This is a genomic window from Ruegeria sp. C10 (genome assembly GCF_056537805.1).
The window spans coordinates 256,938-280,030 of record NZ_JBQFSC010000002.1 but is presented as its reverse complement, the minus strand read 5'-3'; the positions used below and the strand labels follow the sequence as shown (position 1 = coordinate 280,030).

The window sequence follows — 23,093 nt, the reverse complement described above, 5'->3', positions numbered from 1 at the left end:
GGTTTAGATTGTTAAGCGGCTGGTTCAGCGAATTGATGAAACGGACAGATTCCGGGTATGATTTGACCTTTGCGGATCAAATGCGTCACTTACCTTTTCGCCGAGCGTTACCCCCGCTGATTTGAGCGCGCTGCTCCAGCCGATCAGAAGTTGAGCGTATGAATGACATCTGGGCGATGGACATCGCGTCGGACCGGCTGGCGTAGATCAGGGGCAAACCAGCGGGCTATGCCTACTTTGAGGCGTTGTTGCTGTGCCTGAATTTCTGGACGCAGATATACGCAGATGCTCTAGCCTAGATTTTGTGCCCGTAATTCTCGGATATACACGGGACACCAAATCGCTATTGGGCCGCCCAAGGGCAGCGATTCAGTTGGGGGACCCGAACCCGATCGCAACCCTCGTTGCCTTCGTTCTGTAGTAAGCTCGGTTCGAACACGGCTTCGAACTCAGAGCCTTTCACCCTGACTTGACTGGTCGAAAAAGAGCTTTGCCATTTTCTTTGCGACCCGACCACCGTGAGCGGATACATCAACGGGCAGTAATAATCGCCTTCGGTTGTTTTTCGAGCATTCTTTCCCGAGGTTGCGCTGAATATTTCAATCATGCGCCCTGCGCATTGCCTGCCATCCGCCGCGGCAAATGATCTTGTGCATCAACTAGTTTCAACGATTGAACGCATCAATTAACAATTTTGATAAGCAACATGCCATTGCTACCACTCGACCTCTGACGCAACTAGTAAAAAAACCGGCTAGGAATAAGAACAAAGCTTTGACGTCGTCAATCTGGATTTGACAAGGGCTTCGGCAAAAGTGACGGCACATGCAACGCCATCTACCACCGGCAGGCCAAACTCTTCGGACAGTTGTGACATCAGATCTGTCATGCCAGCGCAGCCCAGAACAATCGCTTCCGCTCGGTCTTCTTCGATTGCGGCGCGTATTTCTGCCCGTATTATATCGATGATCTTGGGGTCGTTTTCCTCCAGCTTCAAAACCGGCACATCCGAAGCCCGAACCCTGACACATCTGCGATCTAAGCCGTATCGCATCAAGTTTGCCTCTAGCCCTGCTAGAGATCGGGACAAAGTGGTGATGACGCTAAATTTTGGACTGATCATGGAAGCCGCGTGGTAGGCCGCCTCCCCAACGCCGATGACTGGCGCCGAAGTGACGCAGCGCACGGCGTCGACTCCGGTATCATCGAAACAAGCAACAACAATTGCGTCCGCATCAGCATGCGCCTTCACGACCTCCAGAAGACCGGGAACACAGGTAGAGAAATCCAGATAGCCCTGAATGCTGGCGGGGCCTTCTTGCGAATTGGCGGCAATGATCGTGGTTTCGGAATGCGCAGCGGCCCGTGCAGCTTCTTCGATCTTTCGCGTCATGGAGGCGGTGGTGTTGGGATTTACAACAAGCAGTTTCACAGCGTCCTCACACTTCTCCGCCCAGATAGGCGGCTTTGATCCGGGGACCAGTGAGCGAAGAAACCAGAAAACGACTTGCTGCAATTATCCATGTCGAAATTTGAATAAAACCATGGCGCGCTTCACCCCGCTGATTGATCCGCCCGGTCAGACGCTGGATTCCGAAAAATGTAAATCTTTTTCACATACCCCCTTGCAACCACCTATCCCCCCTCCCATCTTGGTAATGTGAAAAGCATTTACATCCTAACTGGAGAGAGCACATGACCGCATTGTCCGACCACGCCGTTCCCCAAAATCCGGGATGGCTGCACCGAAGCGAAGCCTGGCTTGATAGCAAGGGCAAAGGCGCCTGGATCGCCGCAATGGTCCTTGGCTTTATCTTCTTCTGGCCCATCGGCCTGGCCTTTCTTGCCTATATGATCTGGAGCAAACGCATGTTCAGCAAATCCTGCAGCCGCCGTTCGTCGTGGAACAGCCACATGAGCGCCATGAAACCTTCGGGCAACAGCGCGTTTGACGCCTACAAGGCCGACACCCTGGCGCGTTTGGAGCGCGAACAGAAAGACTTTGAGGCGTTCCTGCACCGCCTGCGCGAAGCCAAGGACAAGGCCGAGTTCGACGAGTTCATGGACGAACGCGCCCGCGATAATCGTGATGACGAAAACGGCGAACAACCTGCCTAATTGCGGCTTGCCCTGTCCCGCCCATCGGGACAGGGTGTTTCTGCACAATACCCGGATTACAGTCTATGTCTCATCTGCCTGACCCCGACAGCCAACCCGAATTCTACCAATCCGTAGCGACCAAGCGCTTTTTCGCGTGGCTGTTCGACATCGCCTTTATCTCATTGCTCTGTACAGTTGCGATTCTGCTGACCTTTGGCATGGGCTTCTTCATATTGGCGCTGATCTACGCAGTCATCAGCTTTGTCTATCGCGTTGTTACCATCGCCAACGGCTCGGCCACGCTGGGGATGCGCTTCATGGGGATAGAATTGCGTGACGCCTTTGGCGCCCGAATGGATACGGGGAAAGCCATTGCACATACGGCAGGTTACTTTGTCAGCATGGCGATCCCGGTACTACAGATCATTTCGGTCATCATGATGATGACCAGCGCCCGCTGTCAGGGCCTGACCGATGCCTTCCTCGGCACCGTGATGATCAACCAGCGTGCCTAAAAACACCTGAGTGAAACACTTGGCTGCGCCAAAAACCGTTGCTATCATCGGTTTCGAGGAAATGCGGGACCTTCATGCGACACACGCTGCCAATTGCGCCACAATTCTATGTGACGGCACCCCAGCCCTGCCCTTACCTTGAGGGCAGGATGGAGCGCAAACTGTTCACCGCCCTACAGGGGGAAGGTGCGGATCAATTGAACAATTGCCTTTCGCAACAAGGATTTCGCCGCTCGCAGAACGTACTGTATCGCCCGTCCTGCACCGACTGCGCCGCCTGTCTGTCTGCCCGTATCGATGTGTCAGCCTTTCAGCCAAGCAAAAGCCAAAAACGGGCCCACAAGCGCAATTCCTACTTGATCCGACGTGCAACATCGCCCTGGGCAACGGATGAACAGTTCGACCTGTTCCGTCGGTATCTGGACGCGCGCCATGCGGATGGCGGCATGGCCGATATGGATGTCTTCGAATTCGCCGCGATGATCGAGGAAACCCCGATCCGCAGCCGGGTCGTAGAATATGCCGATCCTGAAACCGGCGAGCTGATCGCCGTCAGTTTGACCGATGTACTGGATGACGGGCTGAGCATGGTTTACTCATTCTACGATCCAGAGTTCCAGCAAAGCTCGCTGGGCACTTACATGATTCTCGACCATATCGAGATCGCGCGCGAGGCTGGGTTGCCCTATATTTATCTGGGCTATTGGGTGCCCGGCAGCCCCAAGATGGGGTACAAGGCCAAATTCGCGGGCTTGCAGGTCTATATGCAGGGTGAATGGCAGCGAATTAAAAATCCCGAGCAGTGTGACCATACGGCCCACCACCCCCTTTCGTCGGCCCCGATTGCCGAGCAGGTGGCCAACATCCAACTGCCTGACCGCCACCCCACCAAAGGTTAATCTATCATGCGTCAGAGCCTTCATGCGGTGACGCTGGTCGTCCCGGATTATGACGCAGCGATCGCGTTCTACACCAAAGTGCTGTGCTTTACTCTGACGCAGGATATTGATCTGGGCGATGGTAAACGTTGGGTGCGGATCACGCCTCCGGGCTCGGATGGTGCTTCGTTGTTGCTGGCCAAGGCGGTGGGCGCGGAACAGATCGCATCGGTCGGCAATCAAACCGGTGGGCGCGTTGGCTTTTTCCTCGAAACAGATGATTTCTACCGCGATCACGCAGCGATGCTGGAAGCAGGCGTAGGGTTTGAAGAGCGCCCGCGCCATGAACCCTATGGAATTGTCGCCGTCTGGCGGGATCCTTTCGGAAATCGTTGGGATTTGATCGAATTTTCAGCACCTGTATCGACAAAATAAATACATTTTTTTCATCGCTTTAAACTACCTTCCGCCATGCTGCGCCCAATTGTTAAGCAATCTTAATCGACCTTCCCCCGCCCGTGCGATTGAAAGTTGACGCAAGGTCACCAAATTAGCCGCACTTCTAAACGTCCAGCCCAAACCTGAAACCCGTAGCTCAATCAGACGCTGACCGGGCTGGCTTTATTGTCGCTACGGCAGGCCTCCCACCCTGTCGCAGAGGTTCTGAAGGAGGGGGAAAATGACATATGCCGCACGCCGACTGGTTTCGGCCACGCTGACGACCCAGATTCTGGTCGCGCTCGCCTTGGGCTCGATCTTTGGTCTGGTCTTGAACTATCTCGATATCGCTGCGCTCAACGCAACACTTGTGCAGGGTGTGCTGTCCATGTTTGGGCAAATGTTCCTTAATGCACTTCAGATGCTTGTTGTGCCGCTGGTTGTGTTCTCACTGCTGTGCGGCGTTGTCGGCATTGGCGATGTCAAATTGCTGGGCCGTGTCGGAGGGCTGACCTTCGTCACCTATCTGGCCACCACGGCCTTGGCCGTGACAACTGCCTTGATCTTTGCGGGCCTCATTGGGCCGGGCACAGGATTCACGAGCCTGCATCTGGCCGGTGACAGCGTAAGCGTCGCCAACCCACTGACCACTTGGGAAATACTGGCAAACATCATTCCCAAGAACCCGATCAACGCGTTGGCCAATGGTGAGATGCTGCAGATCATCTTCTACGTAATGGTCGTTGGTATTGCAGTGCTAATGATGGGCAGCCGCGCCAAGGCCTTTGTGGAAGGCTGCGAGTTCATGAATGAACTGGCGATGAAGATCGTCAATATCGTCATGGCCTTCGCCCCCATCGGCGTCTTCAGCCTGATTGCCAAAACCTTTGCGATGGAGGGCTTTGGCTTATTCGGACCGGTGATCGGCTATCTGACCACGATCAGCCTGACGCTGGTATTCCATCTGTGTGTCACGTTGATGGCGCTGCTGTATTTTACGACCGGGCTGAGCCCTCGGGTATTCCTGCGCAAGATGCGCTCGGCGCAGGTGTTTGCGTTCTCGACCTCAAGCTCGAACGCGACAATTCCGGCCAGCTTACAATGCGTGACTCAGCGCGTCGGCGTTGACCGTTCCGTGGCGTCGTTCGGTATTCCCCTAGGGGCGACGATCAACATGGACGGCACCGCAATCATGCATGGTGTGGCGACGGTATTTCTGGCCAACGCCTATGGCATCGATCTGGGGTTGAGCGGTTATCTGACCGTGATTTCAATCTCGGTTCTGGCCTCAATCGGCACGGCAGGTGTGCCCGGTGTGGGGATAGTGATGCTGGCGATGGTTCTGAACCAGTTGGGTATGCCGCTGGAAGGCATCGGCATCATTCTGGCCGTCGACCGGATCCTCGATATGATGCGGACGGTAGTGAATGTCACGGGCGATGCGGTGGTGACCACCATTGTCGGGCAAAAGGTCGGCAAGCTGGACAAGGCCACGTTCGACAATCCCAATGCCGGACTTGTCGAGACCACAGACCTTGCAATCGATCATGCCACTGAAGCGGAGTTTGAAAGGCTGACACACCCACAGCCGAATTCCTGAAAAACAAACGGAGGCCCTAATGGGCCTCCGTATTCGTCAGTCTAAGCGACAGATCAGTTCGGGATCAGGTCAGGAACGATGGTTACAATCGACGGGAAGAACCACAGGATTGCGATGCCCACAACCTGAATGATCACGAACGGTATGATGCCGCGATAGATGTGGCCAGTGGTGACCTCTTTCGGCGCAACACCCCTGAGATAGAACAGCGCAAATCCGAACGGAGGCGTCAGGAACGAGGTCTGCAGGTTCACCGCCACCATGATGGTCACCCATTTCGGATCAAACGATCCGCCATAGATCACGGGGCCCACGATCGGGATCACAATGTAGATGATCTCAAGGAAATCCAGCACAAAGCCAAGAATGAACAGCACCAACATCACGATCAGGAAAACCGTGAATTCATTATCAAAGCTGCGCAGGAACTGCTGGATATAGTGCTCTCCACCAAAGGAAATCACCACCAGGTTCAGCAGTTGCGATCCGATCAGGATGGTGAAGACCATTGACGTCACCTTCGCTGTCTCACGCACCACCGGTGTCAGAACCCCACTTGAGAACAGCACCCAGCAACCGTAGATCAAGCCGAACAGCGCATAGAGGTAGGCCGAATAGGCGATGATGAACGCGATCCAGCTTTCAACTGAAACATTGCCCTGATTGATGCGCAGATCAAAGTTCACTCCCATCACCAGTGCGATGATCACTGCGAAGGTTGACCAGATGATCACTTTGCCCGACCGGTTCTGATCCTGAAGTTTCCGATAGGCCGCTAGCATGATCGCTCCACCCGCCCCCAGTGCCGCAGCCGGCGTAGGGTTGGTGACACCGCCAAGGATCGAACCCAACACCGCGATGATCAGCACCAGCGGTGGGAAGACCACACGGATCAGATCATTGGTCGCGCAACGGGCGGCAGCTTCTTTGCACCCATGCATTGCGAGCGCAAAAGGTATGGCGAGTATCAGGAACGTAGCCCCGGACGAAGTCGTTGGCGCGATCAGCAACACGTCGACCAACAGCATCAGCAACAGGCCAATCGCTCCGACGATCAGAGGCTGCGGCGCTTGCGACGGTGCAATCCCGCGACCCAGCACCAGTGTCAGACCCAGCAGTACCACAATAACGGCGACGCCGTTGCCGATTGGCGCTGCAGCGGCAATCTTGGCCTCTTGCGCAGCAGCCAGTTCCTCTTCGCTCAGACGCTGGGCTTCGGACGAACCACCTGCTTCGTCAATCGCTTCCTGCTCGGCCACGGCCTGATCCCAGGCTGATTGCCCATGCAGTTCGATCATCGAAGCCTTACACTCTTCGGACACGTTCGTGCGCAGCGAGGCGCCCTGCCCGATATCCGTAAATGCCGAGACCGAGATGTTCTGGCTGCCAATCACTCCCGCGCTTCCCAAAAGCACCGCGCCAACAATCAGAGCAACCGGAGCACCCAGCAGCCAGGTCAGCCCTTCCGAGCGCGTGATGGTTTCACCCGAGCCTCCCGACAGTTCAACTGCCGGGGCCTTTTCCGGGTTCAACAGCGCATAGCCAAAGGCATAGAGCGCATAGAGCAGCGCCAACATGATCCCAGGCAGCAACGCCGCCTGGAACAATGTACCCACCGAAACAACCGCTGGTTCGCCCAGATAGGTCAGCGCATCGGTGCACCCGGCTTCAACCGCGCGCGTTTCCTGCGCGGTCGAATAGAGGTCACCAGCCAGTGTACCCAGCAGAACGATCACGATGGAGGGTGGAATGATCTGCCCCAACGTACCCGAGGCCGCGATCACACCTGTCGCCAATTCCGGCGAATAGTTGTTCCGCAGCATGGTCGGCAGGGCCAACAGTCCCATGGTAACAACGGTCGCGCCGACGATTCCGGTCGAGGCAGCAAGGAACGCGCCCACGACCACAATCGAGACCGCAAGGCCACCGGGCAGCGGGCCAAAGACGCGCGCCATCGTGGTCAGCAGGTCGTTTGCAATTTTTGAACGCTCCAGCGTGATGCCCATCAGAACGAACATCAGCACCGCCAGCAGCGTCTCGATCGACTGCCCGGCCAGAACACGTTCGTTCATGCGGTTCACGATGAAGGAAACATTCCGGTCCAGCGCGGTTTCCCAGCCTTGTACAAAGACCGGCTCGGCGATCCTTGGCAAATCCGGGTATCGGAACACGGATATCACGTCAGGTTTGACGCCAGAATTCACCACGTCGCGGTAGGCTTGCGAGCCGGTGTCGATCGCCTGGTGGATCAACAGTCCGGCACTATCCAATGCAGCGATAATCCCGAACGAAATCACCCCGGCCCCACCAATGGCAAAGGCCACGGGGAAACCCGAAAGAATGCCTCCGAAGAGGCAGAAAAATACGATAATGAGGCCTATCTCGACGCCATCAAGTCCGAATAGCATTGTCTGGTTCTCCGTCCCTAATGCGCGCCTTCGTAGGCTTCTTCACCCTCGCCAAGGCTGTCCTTGTCGAGGTATTTTCCTTCACTTTCCGGCCCTTCCACGTATTCCAGATACGAGCGATACAGGAACGCAATCGCGTGCAGGAACACCATGGCGGCAAAGGCCACCAGCAGGATTTTGAACAGGAAGTAGGCGTTGAACCCGTTAGGACTAAACCCGATGGTTTCCACGTTCCAACGCAGCGCTCGGGACTTGGCCACAAGCCTATCCAGCGTGTCACTGGCCGAGGGTTTCGGCACGATCAGGTGCCGCCACATGAAGTACCATCCATACATCCACGTCAGAACGGCCATGGGCATCATGAACAGAACCGCCCCGCACATATCAACGACGCGTTTGGCCTTGTGACTGATGCCCGCATAAATCAGGTCAACGCGCACATGGCCGCCCTGCACGAATGTGTAGGTGCAGCAAAGGCACACAACCATGGCGTTGTAGAGTTTAAGTTCTTCGGCGAACCAACTGATATCCATTTGAAAAGGGATACCCAGCCCAAAGGACATATCCGGCCGTGTGAACACCCGCTGCATGAAGACGATAACGATCTGCTGAATTACCATCAGCAATCCCGCCCACGCAAAGAAGCGGCCAGTGGTATTGGCGAAGCCCTCGAGCCCGCGCACCATTCCCCACATGAAGTTCCGATAGTAAAGACCAATGGCCGTCAGCACCAGAAACAGCGCGAAGATCACGAAGAAGAACTCGACAGACCCGCCATAATAAACAAAGCGCATGATTGCTTCTTTGTTCGACCAGTCCAGCCAGAGCTGCGGATGCGTTATGGCGTATCCGAAATTATAGAAGGCTTCGGCAATGTTCTGAATGAACCAGACCAGTCCATTCCACAGGGCGCCGAAGAACGAGATACCGTTTTCGTCCTGCATGTTGTCCCCAGGTCGCATCGGTTGCACGTTTGGTTATGACGGCATGTCCGGGCCGCTTATGTGCAACAGGAAAGGCTCCCCCGCTGACGGGGGAACCGATTGCATTGAGCGGATTGCTTAGCCGCGTACGCGGTCACGCTGCGAGGTGTAGACACCCGACGACAGGTTGTTCCATGCCGACGATGCTGCCATCGACTCCATAGCGCTGTCGTGAATGCGCTTGAACAGCTCATCACCCATGTTTTCGTCCAGAACTTCTTGGCTGGCTGCGCCAAACGCGTCCCAAACGCTGTCCGGGAATTCCATGACCTTGACACCACCGGCCTGCAGACGCTGCAGCGCTGCACCGTTGTTGGCCAGGAATTGTGCCAGGTTCCACTGGTGGCACTCGGCAGCTGCGATCTCGATGATCTTCTGCTGCGCGGCGGACAGGCTGTCATAAACCTCGCGGTTGGTGGCCAGCGACAGACCCGCACCCGGCTCGTGGAAGCCCGCGGTGTAGTAGGTTTTGGTGATTTCCTGGAAGCCCGCTTTTTCGTCAGCCCAGGGACCGATCCACTCGGTTCCGTCAATCGCACCGGACGACAACGCCTGATACACTTCCGAACCCGGAATGTTCTGAACGGATGCGCCCAGTTTGCCCAGCGCCTTGCCACCCAGACCCGGCATGCGGAATTTCAGGCCGTTAAAGTCTTCGGGGCTGTTGATCTCTTTCGAGTACCAGCCACCTGCCTGCGCGCCAGTGTTACCGGCCAGGAAGGATTTCAGGCCGAAGATTTCGCCCAGCTCATCATGCAGCTCCATGCCGCCGGCATGGTAGTACCAATTCACCAGTTCCTGCGCGGTCATGCCAAATGGAACAGCGGTGAAGAACGCATAGCCCGGGTGCTGACCCACAAAGTAGTAGTCTGCCGCGTGGTACATATCGGCCTGACCGGACGATACCGCGTCAAACACCTCAAAGGCACCAACCAGTTCACCAGCGGCTTTGATTTCAACGTTCAGGTCGCCATCCGACATTGTGGTAATGCTGTCGGCGCAACGCTGCGCGCTGTCGAACACACCTGCGAGGCCACGGCCCCACGAGGTGACCATAGTCAGCGTGCGCTTGCCTTGCGCATAGGCGGGCGCTGCCAGCGTGGTGGCTGCAGCGGCCGAGCCGCCCAGTGCTGATGTTTTCAGAAACTTACGACGATCCATATGAGTGATCCTCCCCTTCATATTCATTCCCCGGGTGATGCCGGGTCGATCGTTTCTAGTGCGCGTTAGCCTAGTTCCACACACATGAATGTGAATACCTACTACTACGTAGCCAGTCGGGTTTTTCCACATTCAAAAGCACAAATCCGGTTGATTTTACCCGCTCGCGCCCAAATCACTGTGGCCGAGCACTGTGTTCTTCCAAATTTTTTGCAATTTGCCGGCAGCTTGCGTATCGATTCGAACATGGGAGGAATCCGGAACCTAATCTCGCTAACCTATGCGCAAAAACTGTCGCTGGTTGCCGCAATCCCGCTGATCGCAGCGGTTGCGGCCATTGCAATGGTGGTCGCTTATGAATCCCGCGCGACCGCCGAGAGTGAGATACAGGCCCTCGAGCGCCGCCTGATCGAAGCCAAAAAAGAAGAGCTGCGTAATTACGTGACCCAGGCGCGGAATGGGTTTGCCTATATTTACGGTCGCGCCTCCCCGGATGACGAAATCGCAAAAAACCTCGTGACCCAGATTCTGTCGGCGATGATTTACGGCAAGGACGGGTTCTTCTTTGTCTATGACTATGACGGCAACAACCTCGTCAGCCCGCGCCAGACTGAATTCATCAATCGCAACTGGGCCGATCTGACCGACAGCGATGGCACCCCGATTGTGGATGAGTTTATCACGCTCGCCCGACAGGGCGCGGGCTGGCACAGCTTTATGTGGCAAAAACCATCGACCGGTGAAGAGGCTCAGATGATCGCCTATGTTGTTGGCCTGCAGGACTGGCGCTGGGTGGTGGGCACGGGTGTGTTCATCGATGACATCGTCGCCACCGTCGCCAATGCCCGTGCTGAGGTTGAGGCGCGCGTGCAGCGCACCTTCCTTTATATCGGAGGCATTGTTCTGGCCGCTGTTCTGATCGTCTTTGCCTCGGGCATGTTGCTGAACTTCCGCGAACGGCGGCTGGCTGATGCCAAGCTTAAGGAACTGACACAGCGGGTATTGGACGCTCAGGAAGAAGAGCGCGGGCGCGTCGCCCGCGAATTGCATGACGGCATCAGCCAGATTCTGGTTGGGGTGCGCTATGCACTGGACAACGCCCGACGACGTCTGATCCGCGGGGATGACGAGTCGGCGCAGGAACCATTGCAAACAGGTATCGACAATCTGGCCACCGCCATCACCGAGGTTCGCCGCATCAGCCGCGACCTGCGTCCTGGTGTTCTGGATGATCTTGGGCTTGGGCCAGCGCTCAAGGCTTTGACCGACGATTTCAGTGAACGCACGGGTATTGAAACCGATTTCTCAACCGTGGTGTTCCGAAACCGATTGGATCAAGACAGCAAGATCGCCCTCTACCGTATTGCGCAGGAAGCCCTGACCAATATCGAGCGCCACTCGGGAGCAACCCGTGTTACCATTGACCTGCGGGGTCATAAGAAAGGCGCCACGATGCGGATTACAGACAATGGTCGCGGGTTGCGGAACGAACCAGGCCATGTCAGCACCGGGATCGGGCTACGCAACATGCAGGAACGGATCGAACAGCTTGACGGCACTTTACGCATCCTCTCATCGCGCGGCGGGCGCAGCGGCACCGTGATTGAGGTCAGCTTGCCGCTCAGTCATATGCTGCCACCACAGGAAGACCCAACGCCAAAACGAAAGGCCGGTATCTGATGTCCGACTCAATCATCCGGGTCCTTATTGTCGACGATCACCCCATGGTCGCCGAAGGCATTCAGTCTCTGCTGGAAAGCTATGATGAGATCGAAGTTGTCGGCACACTTTCCAACGGACAAGAAGCTGTCGATCGAGCAACCCACCTGCAGCCGGACGTGATCCTGATGGATCTCAACATGCCCGGCCTGAGCGGGTTGAACGCCACCGAGATCATTTTAGAGCGCCTGCCCAAAACCCGCGTTCTGATCCTGTCGATGCATGACAGTCCCGAATACATCTCAACCGCGCTCAGCCACGGCGCCAAAGGCTATATCCTCAAGGACGTTCCCACCGAAGAGATCAAGCAAGCCATCGATGCCGTGATGCGGGGCGAGCGGTATCTTTGTACCGGGGCCAGCGGCTCGCTGGAGCCCAAGGACGGCAACACGCGCGAGGCGCTGACCGGCCGGGAACAGACAATCCTGCTGGAATTGGCGCAAGGTAAATCCAACAAAGAGGTGGCACTGGCGCTGGACATTTCGGTGCGCACGGTTGAGACGCATCGCAAGAACATCAAGCGCAAACTTGGCATCTCCTCCACCGCCGGCTTGACCCGCTATGCCCTGGAGCATGGCGTCCTGCAGGGCACCAGCCCCGGGCTATGACCGCAGCGCGAAACGCGCTGCCCGGCCCAACCGAAAGAGATGTGCCAACGGCACATTGAAGTCGGGCGGGAGCACTACCCGCTGCCGCGTTCACTGATATCTTCACCAAAGAACACCAAAGTCCCGTCTTCATCGAGGACATGAAATTCGCGCTGCTGATACGGCTGATCGAATGGCGGGCGCACCCGCCCTTCAGGCAGCTCCTCCAACCCGGGGCGCAGGCTTTCGAACAGGCTGTCGATTCCTTTGACGTCAACATAAAACGACTGCTCATCCCCCAATGCGCGCCCATCCTGACGCGGTGGACATTCCAATAATCGGATCGCCACAGGATCACGGCGCAAGAAGGCATAATTGTCCTGCCTGAATGTGCAGGAAAACCCAAGCCGCTGAGTGTAGAACTCAATCTGCGCGTCCAAAGAAGAACAAAGGACAAATGGTGTAAGTTGTAATATCTGCATCAAAACAGCCCTCTTCCAACCTCGGGTCCGAGACTAGCACATATCAGTCAAGCAGTTGATCACCCCGCAACCCTTCACGCTCATAATGATGCGGCAGCACACGGCCATAGAGTTGACGGGTCCGCTCCACCCCACCACACATGCCTTCGGTTTCGACAAACGAAAAGATACCAACATAGCGTTTCCGTTGTCCTTCGACCGGCGCTACCCGGTGCAAGGCATAGCGGCCCTTGAAAATCTGCAGGTCGCCCGGTTGCAGTTCCAGTTGGTGTACGCCCCTCCTGCTGCCATCCAAAATCGCAGCGACGCCTTTGAAATTCTCGTCTTCACTGGTCCGCAGATTGGGTGCGTATTCGAATGCACCGCCCTCCTCGCCATTCTGGATTGCCAGCGTCACGGTGTAATTATTGGTGTCAAAATGCCACGGAAAGCCGCCTCCCTTCTCGACCACATTGATGATCACATCCGCCAACGGGTCATCATATCGGAAGAACCGATCCTCCGGCTCGTTCAAAGCCGTGCGGATGAAAGGCATGAAACCTTCATACTGATAAATACGCCGCAACGGGCTTGTGACAGGGAAGTTGTCAGCCGGAACAAAGGCGTTGGATCGGTCATAAAACCGTCGGATTGGATGACCGATCCCGTAACTGGGATCATCCTGCGTAAAATAGGCATTCGTGCGATTGAACGATCGATGGGCTTTGGGAGCGACGTGATCGGCCTCAGCGATCAGTTTCCCAAGGCCATCTTCGTGCACAAAGCCGGGGAGGACCGCGCATCCATCAACTTCCAGGTCCCGCCTCAGGTCCGCGATCAGCTGCCTGTACCCGTATGAATCAGGCCGATCGATCGGATAACGCCCCAGATCCACAAGATCGTGCAGCATGTCTGACCTCCCGATTTAGCGCTGTTTTCACCAGCCTGCCTCAGCATCGGGCGCTGCTCTGGTCTGTTTCAGACATGGGCCTGACGCAATCAGACCACTGTTGATCACCCGATCGCCCACCAATTTACGGCGAATTTTCGCGGATATTTCTCGACCTGCGTCATTTTGCGCAACAAAATATCAAATCCCACAAGCCCAGACTTACAATATTTTTGTATTTGCCTGTTGACGCCCCTTCCCCTCAACCATAATGTCCCTGCACGCAAAGAAGGAGCCTCTGGCGATGAAAGCGCTAGTCGTAATCGTAGGAAACACGCGCATGGGCCGGTAACGGTAAACCATAATCGAACCCATGCGCCTCCGAAAATCTCGGGGGCTTTTTTTTGGCAACACGCAAGACACATGTCGCGAACGGAGCAAAGCAGATGACACGTGAGATGACCGGCGCAAAGATGGTTGTTCAGGCCCTCAAGGATCAGGGCGTGGACACGGTATTCGGATACCCAGGTGGCGCCGTCCTACCGATCTATGACGAGATCTTTCTGCAAAATGACATCCGTCACATTCTGGTACGGCATGAGCAAGGTGCGGTACATGCTGCCGAAGGCTATGCCCGCTCGACCGGCAAGCCGGGCGTTGCTTTGGTCACATCCGGTCCTGGCGCGACCAATGCCGTGACCGGCTTGACCGATGCGTTGTTGGATTCAATTCCGATCGTTGTTCTGACCGGTCAGGTTCCGACCTTCATGATTGGCTCTGACGCCTTTCAGGAAGCAGACACTGTGGGCATCACGCGCCCCTGCACCAAGCACAACTGGTTGGTGAAGGATACGGACTCGCTGGCGGCAACTATGCACGAAGCCTTCCATGTGGCCACTTCCGGTCGCCCCGGCCCCGTGCTCGTTGACATTCCGAAAGACGTTCAGTTCGCCTCGGGTGAATACACGACGCCAAAACCGTCGACCTCTCACTATCAGCCAGTATTGAAGGGCGATCTGGAAGAAATCACGGAGCTTGTTGCAGCAATCGAGACCGCGAAGAAGCCAGTGTTCTACACCGGCGGCGGCGTCATCAACTCGGGCCCGGCTGCCAGCCAGCTGCTGCGCGAACTGGTGGACGCAACCGGCTTTCCGATCACATCGACCCTGATGGGGCTTGGGGCCTATCCGGCCTCGGGCGAAAACTGGATCGGCATGCTTGGGATGCATGGGCTCTACGAGGCCAATATGGCGATGCATGATTGCGATCTGATGATAAACATCGGCGCGCGATTTGATGACCGTATAACCGGCCGGATCGATGCGTTCTCGCCGAACTCGATCAAAGCCCATGTAGATATCGACCCTTCGTCGATCAACAAAGTTATCCGCGTCGACATCCCAATAGTTGGCGATGTTGCCCACGTGCTTGAGGATATTCTGAAAGTCTGGAAAGCACGCGGTCGCAAAACAGACGCTGCCAATATCAAGCAGTGGCAAGACCAGATTAACGAATGGCGCAACGTCAACTGCCTTGCCTTCACAAACAGCGAGAAGACCATCAAGCCGCAATACGCGCTGCAACGGCTTGAAGAGCTGACGAAGAAATATGACCGCTATGTCACGACCGAGGTTGGACAGCACCAGATGTGGGCGGCGCAATACCTGGGTTTTGAGGACCCCAACCGCTGGATGACATCAGGCGGGCTGGGCACTATGGGCTATGGTTTCCCCGCCTCGATCGGTGTGCAAATGGCACATCCCGATGCGCTGGTCATCAACGTGGCTGGTGAGGCCTCGTGGCTGATGAACATGCAGGAAATGGGCACGGCCGCGCAATACCGCCTGCCCGTGAAACAGTTCATTCTGAATAACGAGCGGCTTGGAATGGTACGACAGTGGCAAGAACTGCTGCACGGCGAACGCTATTCGCATTCGTGGTCCGAGGCCTTACCCGATTTCGTTAAACTCGCAGAAGCTTTCGGCGCAAAGGGTATTCTTTGTTCCGACCCAGCTGATCTGGACGACGCGATCATGGAGATGATCAATTACGACGGTCCGGTCATCTTCGACTGCGTGGTCGAAAAGCACGAGAATTGCTTCCCGATGATCCCATCGGGCAAGGCCCACAATGAGATGCTGCTGGGCGAAGCCGAAACGCAGGGCGTTATCCAAGCTGGTGGAGCTGTGCTTGTTTGAGCACCGCTTTGCCACATCTAAGTCAAATGCCGGAGCTAAGGTCGCCGCACGTGACATGAAAAAGGGTTAGATCATGCGTGATCTCAGCAGTCAGTTCTCAGCCAGAGCTTCGAGCCCGGAAGAGAATTTGTCGATATTCACCGGCCGTCGCGGTTGGCAAGTGGGGCTCATGGTTCCACTCTTCGTTCTCGCGTTGATATTGTTCTGGGTCGGCACAGGCTGGTATGCCGTTGTTGATCAAGGAAAAATGGCGTTATCCGTTGATTTCAAGGTGTTCTGGGCTGCAGGTCACCTCGCGCATTTAGGCGAACCGCTTGCGGCATTTGATATCGACAGATTGTCGGAAATACACGAAGCGTCCAAGGAAGACGATTGGATGCCTTGGTCTTATCCTCCCTCATTCCTTGTCGCACTCCAACCACTCGGGGCATTGTCGTTTTCTCCGGCTTGGGCGATTTTCACAGCGATTTCAATTGTCGCGATGTTTCTTGCTGTGCGGCCATTTTCCTGCGGAATCGTACCGGTTTGGTTTGCTTTTGCACTCTCCCCCGCCATGTTGCCAAACTTGTATATGGGGCAGACCACAACCCTTTGGGCAGCAGGCCTTCTGGCCGCACTAGCGGCGCTAAAGAACGACCGCTTCGTACTAGCAGGGTTCTTTATTGGATTGCTGACGCTTAAACCCCAACTCGGCCTGCTCATACCGCTTGCGCTTTTGGCAAGCGGTGCGTGGAAGACGATCATATCAGCAACGGTCACGACGGTGGTCTTGTCCGTTCTGGCCACTCTGGTCGTTGGCGTCGAATATTGGACCGAAATGCGCAACATGATGGGCGTTCACTTTGAAGAGATACGAAGCTCAATCCACCTGAATACGGTCATGCTTAGCCCTTATTCCTTGCTGGCCAGCATTGGTGTGCCAGAAACGCTCGCGCTTGCGATGCAATGGACTTTGACAGTGTTGTCTGGAATTGCAGTCTTCGTTGCATGGCGCAGCCCAAGGGTAGGTTTTGACTTGCGGGTAGCGGTGCTCTTTCTGGGTATTTCCATGTCTACACCGTACTTCTGGTTCTATGAATCTGGGCTGCTTGCAATCGTTGCATTGTTCCTGCTTCGAGCTGGCGTCCTGACAACTTCTCCATGGCGTCTGGTACTGGCCGCCGCAATGTGGATCGGTATCGGACCAGCAACACATATGGTGCTTTTCAAGATGACCGAGATATTGTCTTTGCGCCTCGTGTTTGCCCCGATCCTAATACTGGCTTGCGTAGTTTGCCTCCAAGCGCTGATCTCTGCGCTACGAAAGCCCGAAGAAACTTATGTCCAAGATGAGGTCTATCAATGACTCCGCTAAACATCGTCAAAGGCTCCACCCGCCATTCTGCATATAACCTACGCCCAACATTCTCGGACGTGCAGGAACAACACACGATCGCGGTGCTGGTTGAAAACGAACCGGGGGTTCTGGCCCGCGTAATTGGTCTGTTCTCGGGTCGTGGCTATAATATTGAAAGTCTAACGGTTGCCGAGGTTGACCATACCGGGCATCTCAGCCGAATTACCATCGTCACCACCGGCACCCCGCAAGTGATTGAGCAGATCAAGGCGCAGCTTGGACGCATCGTGTCGGTCCGTGACGTGCATGATCTGACCGTCGAAGGTGCTTCGGTCGAGCGCGAGCTGGCGATCATAAAGGTTGTCGGTGAAGGCGACAAACGGGTCGAAGCCCTGCGACTGGCCGACATTTTCCGGGCCAATGTCGTCGATAGTACGCTGAATTCGTTCATCTTCGAGATCACCGGTGCACCGGACAAGATCGATGCCTTTGCCGATCTGATGCGCCCTCTTGGCTTGATTGAAATCGCCCGTACCGGAGTTGCAGCCCTGTTGCGCGGTGACTAAGCCCCATTTCCGCCCCGGGACTGAATTCATTCTCGGGGCGGCGGCCTGCTTGGCCATTGTGCCCTGCTAACCTCAAAAAGGCTTAATGCGTTCATCAAATATGAGCAACAGCATGAAAAAGATCATGCAAATAGGCTGAAAGCCTATTGATTTTGCTTATCATCAGACTAGCCTGTGACGCGTAGCGAGGCGCTTTGCAGCGCCCGTTGGGGTCAACTTTACGATTTCTGAATACTGCGCGGCCGCTGTGCCGCCGCAAACCTGTTTTTGCTGAAGATACAAACGGAAATCTGGGACAGAAGTGACCGACATCAATCGCAGCCCCGCAGAATTGCGCAGCATGTTCGGAGCCAACCTCAGGCAGCTCGCAAACAGTTATCGGTCGGTTTCAGAGCTTTGCCGCCAATTGGGTATCAATCGAACTCAGTTTAATCGCTATCTGTCGGGTGAAAGCTTTCCCAGGCCGGATGTGCTGGACCGGATGTGTCGATTCTTCGATATCGACGCGCGTATCCTGCTGAAACCTTTGGATGAAATAGAACCGGTCGCCGCTCATCCCGCATCAGAAATCATCGATCGATTTCTCGTCACCGGGTCAGAAAAAACTATGGCGACCGGATTTTATCACGCCGCTGAGGCCTCACCAAACCGACGCGAACCAACACTTCACCGGCTACTGTTTATGCGCCGCATTCGGCATTGCACCTTGCTGCGCAGCTATGAACCCTTGTCGCATATGCCGAAATGCTCCGCGCCGATGCGTGAGGTTCAGGGCATCGTTTCTCACATCGGCGGACAAGTCTGCGCATTGATGTCCCGGCCCGGCGCACAGGATTGCAGAATGATGGTTCTGAACCTTCCGCCTGAATGGGCACCTCAGGAATGGTCGGGTTATGTGTATCGGTTGGCCGGTGGCAGTGGATCCGATGTAAGACGGCTTACGCTGCATCACCTTGGGCATAATTTGTCCGCAGCACTGCAATCGGCCCGAAAGGCGCACAATTCATCAGGGCCTGACTTAAACGGACAGATTTAAGAGGGTGTCGGCTGAGCAGCCCCGGACGGATCGTTGTCCAAGATCAAGCGATAAAGATGCCAGCTGGCATGCCCCAGCAAAGGCAGGACGATAAACAGGCCCAGGAACCAAGGGATCATCGCCAAAAAAGTGATGATCGCGATGAAGGCCCCCCACGCCAGCATCACACCAATGTTCGCTTTGACATAGGCAAAGCTGGTGATCATCGCGGTCACAAAATCCAGCTCACGATCCAGCAGCATAGGAATCGACAGCACGGTGATCATGTACAGAATGATTGCAAATACGGCCCCGACCAGTGTGCCCAGTACCAACATGCTCAGCCCATTGGGTGTCAGGAACACCTCAAATGATGTTGAAATATTGGTCATCGTCGACAGCCCCATGAACAGCGCAAAGATCATGTGGCCCAGAAAGAACCAGAACAGAAAGATCACCACGATAATGGCGCAGATCGACGGCAGTTGCCTTCGGCTTTGCTGTATGACCACACCGAATATCGCACCGGGATTCAACGGCTCACCCTGTTCCAGCCGGTGCGAGACCTCATATAATCCCACGGCAGCAAACGGCCCGATCAGGGGAAAGCCGATCGCGGCCAAAACCAGCCAGAACGACGTTCCCGTCTGCAGCGTGACCCACGCCATCAGCCACCCGGCCAGCACGTAGAAGCCCGCAAACAGAAGCCCAAAAAGCGGCGCGCGGCGATAATCCTGCCACGCTCGACGCAGTGCCTCTTTAAGCATCGCGGTATCAACGGGTTTCAGCGTCGGCACACCAAAGGGTTTGTCCATTCTTGTTTTCTCCTCCCGGGCGGTTGTTCTACATGGCGGGTCGTTTCTGAGGCCAAAGCGTTGCAGAATGATATGCCGCCCCATTCGACAAGATCCGCGCATCTGCACCACGCGGACCGAACAGCTGCATTCCCATCGGCAGCCCTTTTGGTCCGAAACCGACAGGCGCACCCAGACAGGGCAACCCTAAAAGGCTAACGGGTGTCACGACCTGCATCCAGCGATGGTAGGTATCCATCCCCTGCCCCTTGATTTCGGTTGGGTACGGCGTTTCGAGCTCGAACGGCCAGACCTGCGCTGCGGGCAACACCAAGGCGTCATAGTCTTCGAAAAGCTCCACCGCCCGCTTGTGCCAGTCAGACCGGTTCACACTGGCCCGGTGCACATCCATCGCGCTGAGCGCCAGGCCGCGCTCCAACTCCCATTGCGCGGTGTCTTTGAGTGATGATTTCTTCTTGGCCAAAGGCTCTAACCCTGCGGCCACTGACCAGGAGCGCAGAGTAATCCAACTGTCCCAGATCAGGTCCGCGTCAAACGGGGGGGCAAGCGCCTCAACGCGCGCACCGCGTTCTTCGAAAACGTGCAACGCATCGCGGCATAGCGCGAGGATACCCTCTTCGCACGGAAACGCCCGGCCCCAGTCGCCCAACCAGCCTATGCGCATCCCTGTCAGATCAGCCGCTTGAACGGGCGACACGCGCTCGACCTCTGTGCTTAATGGCATCCTTGGATCGGGGCCGGATATGACGTCAAGCAATAGCCCGATGTCTTCAGGGCTGCGCGCCATAGGCCCCAGAGTTGAAAGCTGATGCAGATAACCGTCCCCCACTGGCTCAGACGGAACGCGCCCCCAACTTGGCCTGAACCCGTATACGTTGTTCCATGCGGCCGGGTTGCGCAGGCTGCCCATCATGTCCGAGCCGTCCGCCAGCGCCAGCATTCCCGTCGCCAACGCCACTGCTGCACCGCCCGACGAACCTCCACAGGTTTTCGTGGGATCATAAGGGTTGCGTGTTGCACCATAGACAGGATTGAACGTGTGCGAACCCAGTCCGAATTCTGGCGTGTTGGTCTTACCGATCAGAATTGCCCCAGCAGCCCTTAGCCGGGCGGCCAGCAGATCGTCAGTTTGCGGCACATGATCCTTGAACAATGGCGAACCCTGCGTCGAAGTGATCCCTGCCACATTTACCAGATCTTTCACCGCTATCGGCAACCCGTGCAGCGCGCCGCGAGGTGACGCGGCATCCGCCGCCCGCGCCTCGGCCATCAAAGCGTCTTCATCCCACAGCGCGACAATCGCGTTTACCTCACCGTTCACCTGGGCGATCCGATCCAGCGTCGCGCGCATCAGTTCTGCAGCTGAAAGCTGTCGGCGGGACAAGGCGTCAAGAATGTCCGTCGCGGATGCTCTGGTCAAATCCATGCGGTTTGGTCCTTTGGCTGCTCGTCATCAGCCTAACGACGTGCTCGGACCATTTAAAGCCACTGTTTAAATGTATCTTTTTAGAATTTCGCGAAGAAGAGCGGCGCAAGAGCGCGCATCATCTGATCCTGAGGTCGATCCGCACATTGCTATTGCGGCCCAGCACATTCTTCAGACCAAAGACGATCATCACCAGACTAAGCACCAGCCACAACCCGTCCCACATCATGGTGGTTCCGCCGAATTCTTCAGCCAGCATATATGCATCTGATCGCAATCCCGCGCGTCGGATCGTGTCATCGAAAATGTCAAACGGAACGTAGATCATGCTGGTCAGCCCGATGACCCGTAGAATCAGATCACACAGGTTGCGGTTCAGGAACCACGCGGTGGCCAGCATCACCGCTCCACAGCCCGCGCTGAACGCCATGGCAAACGGTTCCCGGATATACAGGAGCGCAATAATCAGCATGACTCCCCCAAAGAGACCAAGCGCAGCCCGATCGGCATTGGTGCGCAGGGCGATCATCAGCAGGCCCATCCCAAGCATCAAGGACCCAAGATATCCCGCTGAGAGACTGACAAACCGATTGCCTCCTCGGCCAATAACCAGACCACCTTGTTGTGGAGAGACCGAGAAACTTTCAACCGAACCACCGGTCAGTATAATGGCACCTGCATGCGAAAGCTCATGCAGGAACACAACCAGGATTTTCAACGGAAGCACCAGCATCGTGTTCCAGAACACAAACACCAACGCGACAATTGCGATCAATTGCCAGTGGCCCTTGATCAGGTTCACAGCCGAGGTCAGGGACTGCCGCAATTAGCCCTCGCCCTGTGCCTCGGACCGGCTTTTGCCCGAGACATTCAGGGCCAGTGTCGCCGCCATGAAACCATCCAGATCGCCATCCAGCACACCCTTGGTATCCGATGTCTCGTGATTGGTCCGCAAGTCTTTGACCATCTGATAGGGCTGCAGCACGTAAGACCGGATCTGGTTGCCCCAGCCCGCATCACCCTTTGCTTCGTGGGCGGCGTTGATCTCGGCGTTTCTGCGATCCAGCTCTTGCTGGTACAGCCGGGACTTGAGCGCCTTCATGGCAATATCTCGGTTCTGGTGTTGCGATTTCTCGGAACTGGTCACCACGATTCCGGTTGGAATATGCGTGATCCGAACGGCCGAGTCCGTCGTGTTCACGTGCTGACCGCCCGCGCCGGACGAGCGATAGGTGTCGACGCGGATATCGGCCGGGTTCACCTCAATCTCTATATTGTCATCCACCACAGGATAAACCCAGACCGAACTGAACGAGGTATGACGCTTGGCCGCCGAGTCGAACGGAGAGATACGCACCAGACGGTGCACGCCACTTTCCGATTTCAACCAGCCATAGGCGTTGTGGCCAGTTATCTTGTAGGCGGCGGACTTGATCCCCGCCTCTTCCCCCGCTGTCTCGGATTGCAGTTCGACCGTATAGCCTTTTTTCTCGGCCCAGCGGACATACATCCGCGCCAGCATCGAGGCCCAGTCGCAGCTTTCCGTACCGCCCGCGCCCGAGTTGATCTCAAGGAAGGTATCATTGCCGTCCGCTTCGCCATCAAGCAGCGCCTCAAGCTCTTTCTTTGCGGCCTTGGTCTGCAGCTTTTTGATCGCTTCTTCGGCGTCGGTTACGACCTCTTCGTCCTCTTCCATCTCGCCCAGTTCGATCAGCTCGATATTGTCGCTGAGATCGGTCTTGATGGATTCGTAGGTCTCGATGGCATCGACCAGCAACTGCCGTTCGCGCATCAATTTCTGCGCGTTCTCAGGATTGTCCCACAGGTTCGGATCTTCAACACGCGCGTTGAATTCCTCCAACCGGTGCGGCGCTGTTTCATAGTCCATGCGCTGCGCCAGCAGCTCCAGCGACTTTTCGATTTCCGCCACAATATTCTGGGTTTCGGCGCGCATGGTCAGGTCCCAACTTGCTCAATCAGGTGTGCGTGATAGCAAGA

General features: G+C 56.0%; 21 protein-coding genes. 11 read left to right on the top strand and 10 right to left on the bottom strand.

Translation table 11 applies throughout. The annotated features are described in order from the left end of the window. Nucleotides 1–754: 754 nt before the first annotated feature. On the bottom strand, nucleotides 755–1,432 hold the full coding sequence (locus ACR0DE_RS09750; protein WP_480752896.1) for an aspartate/glutamate racemase family protein: 678 nt from the start codon (nucleotides 1,430–1,432) through the stop codon (nucleotides 755–757). A 263-nt stretch (nucleotides 1,433–1,695) separates the two neighbouring features. Between ACR0DE_RS09750 and ACR0DE_RS09745 the strand changes: the two genes are divergently transcribed. The 5 genes from ACR0DE_RS09745 to ACR0DE_RS09725 all read left to right on the top strand — a co-directional run bounded on the left by ACR0DE_RS09745 (nucleotide 1,696) and on the right by ACR0DE_RS09725 (nucleotide 5,531). After that, nucleotides 1,696–2,118 (top strand): DUF2852 domain-containing protein, encoded by a 423-nt coding sequence (locus ACR0DE_RS09745; RefSeq protein ID WP_170396606.1) that lies wholly within the window; start codon nucleotides 1,696–1,698, stop codon nucleotides 2,116–2,118. Between the two features lie 65 nt (nucleotides 2,119–2,183). Next, nucleotides 2,184–2,615: an RDD family protein gene (locus tag ACR0DE_RS09740; protein WP_170396604.1), complete on the top strand. Its 432-nt coding sequence runs from the start codon at nucleotides 2,184–2,186 to the stop codon at nucleotides 2,613–2,615. A 74-nt stretch (nucleotides 2,616–2,689) separates the two neighbouring features. Beyond that, nucleotides 2,690–3,514 (top strand): arginyltransferase, encoded by an 825-nt coding sequence (locus ACR0DE_RS09735; protein ID WP_170396602.1) that lies wholly within the window; start codon nucleotides 2,690–2,692, stop codon nucleotides 3,512–3,514. Between the two features lie 6 nt (nucleotides 3,515–3,520). Then, entirely contained in the window at nucleotides 3,521–3,928 is a 408-nt protein-coding gene (locus ACR0DE_RS09730) for a VOC family protein (protein WP_170396600.1), read from the top strand. A gap of 244 nt (nucleotides 3,929–4,172) precedes the next feature. After that, nucleotides 4,173–5,531 carry a dicarboxylate/amino acid:cation symporter gene (locus ACR0DE_RS09725; protein ID WP_480752894.1) on the top strand — a complete coding sequence of 453 codons (1,359 nt, stop codon included), beginning with the start codon at nucleotides 4,173–4,175 and terminating at the stop codon, nucleotides 5,529–5,531. Nucleotides 5,532–5,584: 53 nt separating this feature from the next. On the opposite strand, the gene ACR0DE_RS09720 is transcribed toward ACR0DE_RS09725, so the two are convergent. From ACR0DE_RS09720 to ACR0DE_RS09710, 3 genes are all read right to left on the bottom strand, one after another. After that, nucleotides 5,585–7,939, bottom strand: coding sequence for a TRAP transporter large permease subunit (locus ACR0DE_RS09720; RefSeq protein WP_170396596.1), 2,355 nt, complete (start codon nucleotides 7,937–7,939; stop codon nucleotides 5,585–5,587). A gap of 17 nt (nucleotides 7,940–7,956) precedes the next feature. Further along, the gene (locus ACR0DE_RS09715) at nucleotides 7,957–8,883 is read right to left on the bottom strand and encodes a TRAP transporter small permease subunit (RefSeq protein WP_170396594.1); all 927 of its coding nucleotides are present in this window, start codon (nucleotides 8,881–8,883) and stop codon (nucleotides 7,957–7,959) included. Nucleotides 8,884–9,000: 117 nt separating this feature from the next. Continuing rightward, nucleotides 9,001–10,083 (bottom strand): TRAP transporter substrate-binding protein, encoded by a 1,083-nt coding sequence (locus tag ACR0DE_RS09710; protein ID WP_170396967.1) that lies wholly within the window; start codon nucleotides 10,081–10,083, stop codon nucleotides 9,001–9,003. Between the two features lie 246 nt (nucleotides 10,084–10,329). On the opposite strand from ACR0DE_RS09710, the gene ACR0DE_RS09705 reads away from it, so the two are divergent. Next, complete coding sequence (locus ACR0DE_RS09705; protein WP_170396592.1) at nucleotides 10,330–11,763, top strand: cache domain-containing protein; 1,434 nt, start codon at nucleotides 10,330–10,332, stop codon at nucleotides 11,761–11,763. Next, nucleotides 11,763–12,410 carry a response regulator transcription factor gene (locus tag ACR0DE_RS09700; RefSeq protein WP_170396590.1) on the top strand — a complete coding sequence of 216 codons (648 nt, stop codon included), beginning with the start codon at nucleotides 11,763–11,765 and terminating at the stop codon, nucleotides 12,408–12,410. The genes ACR0DE_RS09705 and ACR0DE_RS09700 overlap by 1 nt, the downstream gene beginning before the upstream one ends. Before the next feature lie 74 nt (nucleotides 12,411–12,484). Here ACR0DE_RS09700 and ACR0DE_RS09695 read toward each other — a convergent pair whose 3' ends face one another. Together ACR0DE_RS09695 and ACR0DE_RS09690 are read right to left on the bottom strand one after the other, a co-directional pair. Then, nucleotides 12,485–12,871 carry a bleomycin resistance protein gene (locus ACR0DE_RS09695; protein WP_255612071.1) on the bottom strand — a complete coding sequence of 129 codons (387 nt, stop codon included), beginning with the start codon at nucleotides 12,869–12,871 and terminating at the stop codon, nucleotides 12,485–12,487. A gap of 43 nt (nucleotides 12,872–12,914) precedes the next feature. Further along, on the bottom strand, nucleotides 12,915–13,760 hold the full coding sequence (locus ACR0DE_RS09690) for a HalD/BesD family halogenase (RefSeq protein ID WP_170663662.1): 846 nt from the start codon (nucleotides 13,758–13,760) through the stop codon (nucleotides 12,915–12,917). Between the two features lie 425 nt (nucleotides 13,761–14,185). Here ACR0DE_RS09690 and ACR0DE_RS09685 point away from each other — a divergent pair, with 425 nt between their 5' ends. From ACR0DE_RS09685 to ACR0DE_RS09670, 4 genes are all read left to right on the top strand, one after another. Beyond that, the gene (locus ACR0DE_RS09685; protein ID WP_170598101.1) at nucleotides 14,186–15,937 is read left to right on the top strand and encodes an acetolactate synthase 3 large subunit; all 1,752 of its coding nucleotides are present in this window, start codon (nucleotides 14,186–14,188) and stop codon (nucleotides 15,935–15,937) included. Nucleotides 15,938–16,010: 73 nt separating this feature from the next. Beyond that, on the top strand, nucleotides 16,011–17,282 hold the full coding sequence (locus tag ACR0DE_RS09680; protein WP_170626685.1) for a glycosyltransferase family 87 protein: 1,272 nt from the start codon (nucleotides 16,011–16,013) through the stop codon (nucleotides 17,280–17,282). Next, nucleotides 17,279–17,839, top strand: coding sequence for an acetolactate synthase small subunit (gene ilvN / locus ACR0DE_RS09675; RefSeq protein WP_170396580.1), 561 nt, complete (start codon nucleotides 17,279–17,281; stop codon nucleotides 17,837–17,839). The genes ACR0DE_RS09680 and ilvN overlap by 4 nt, the downstream gene beginning before the upstream one ends. A gap of 340 nt (nucleotides 17,840–18,179) precedes the next feature. Continuing rightward, nucleotides 18,180–18,875, top strand: coding sequence for a helix-turn-helix domain-containing protein (locus tag ACR0DE_RS09670; RefSeq protein ID WP_170396965.1), 696 nt, complete (start codon nucleotides 18,180–18,182; stop codon nucleotides 18,873–18,875). Here the strand turns inward: ACR0DE_RS09670 and ACR0DE_RS09665 are convergent. The 4 genes from ACR0DE_RS09665 to prfB all read right to left on the bottom strand — a co-directional run bounded on the left by ACR0DE_RS09665 (nucleotide 18,872) and on the right by prfB (nucleotide 23,049). Further along, complete coding sequence (locus ACR0DE_RS09665) at nucleotides 18,872–19,669, bottom strand: DUF2189 domain-containing protein (protein WP_170422180.1); 798 nt, start codon at nucleotides 19,667–19,669, stop codon at nucleotides 18,872–18,874. The two genes, ACR0DE_RS09670 and ACR0DE_RS09665, sit on opposite strands and share 4 nt — an antisense overlap. A gap of 28 nt (nucleotides 19,670–19,697) precedes the next feature. Next, nucleotides 19,698–21,095, bottom strand: a complete 1,398-nt coding sequence (locus tag ACR0DE_RS09660; RefSeq protein WP_480752892.1) for an amidase — start codon at nucleotides 21,093–21,095, stop codon at nucleotides 19,698–19,700. Between the two features lie 118 nt (nucleotides 21,096–21,213). Further along, nucleotides 21,214–21,921: a M50 family metallopeptidase gene (locus ACR0DE_RS09655; RefSeq protein ID WP_480752890.1), complete on the bottom strand. Its 708-nt coding sequence runs from the start codon at nucleotides 21,919–21,921 to the stop codon at nucleotides 21,214–21,216. Next, entirely contained in the window at nucleotides 21,922–23,049 is a 1,128-nt protein-coding gene (prfB, locus tag ACR0DE_RS09650; RefSeq protein WP_170403025.1) for a peptide chain release factor 2, read from the bottom strand. It lies immediately after the preceding gene. Nucleotides 23,050–23,093: the final 44 nt, after the last annotated feature.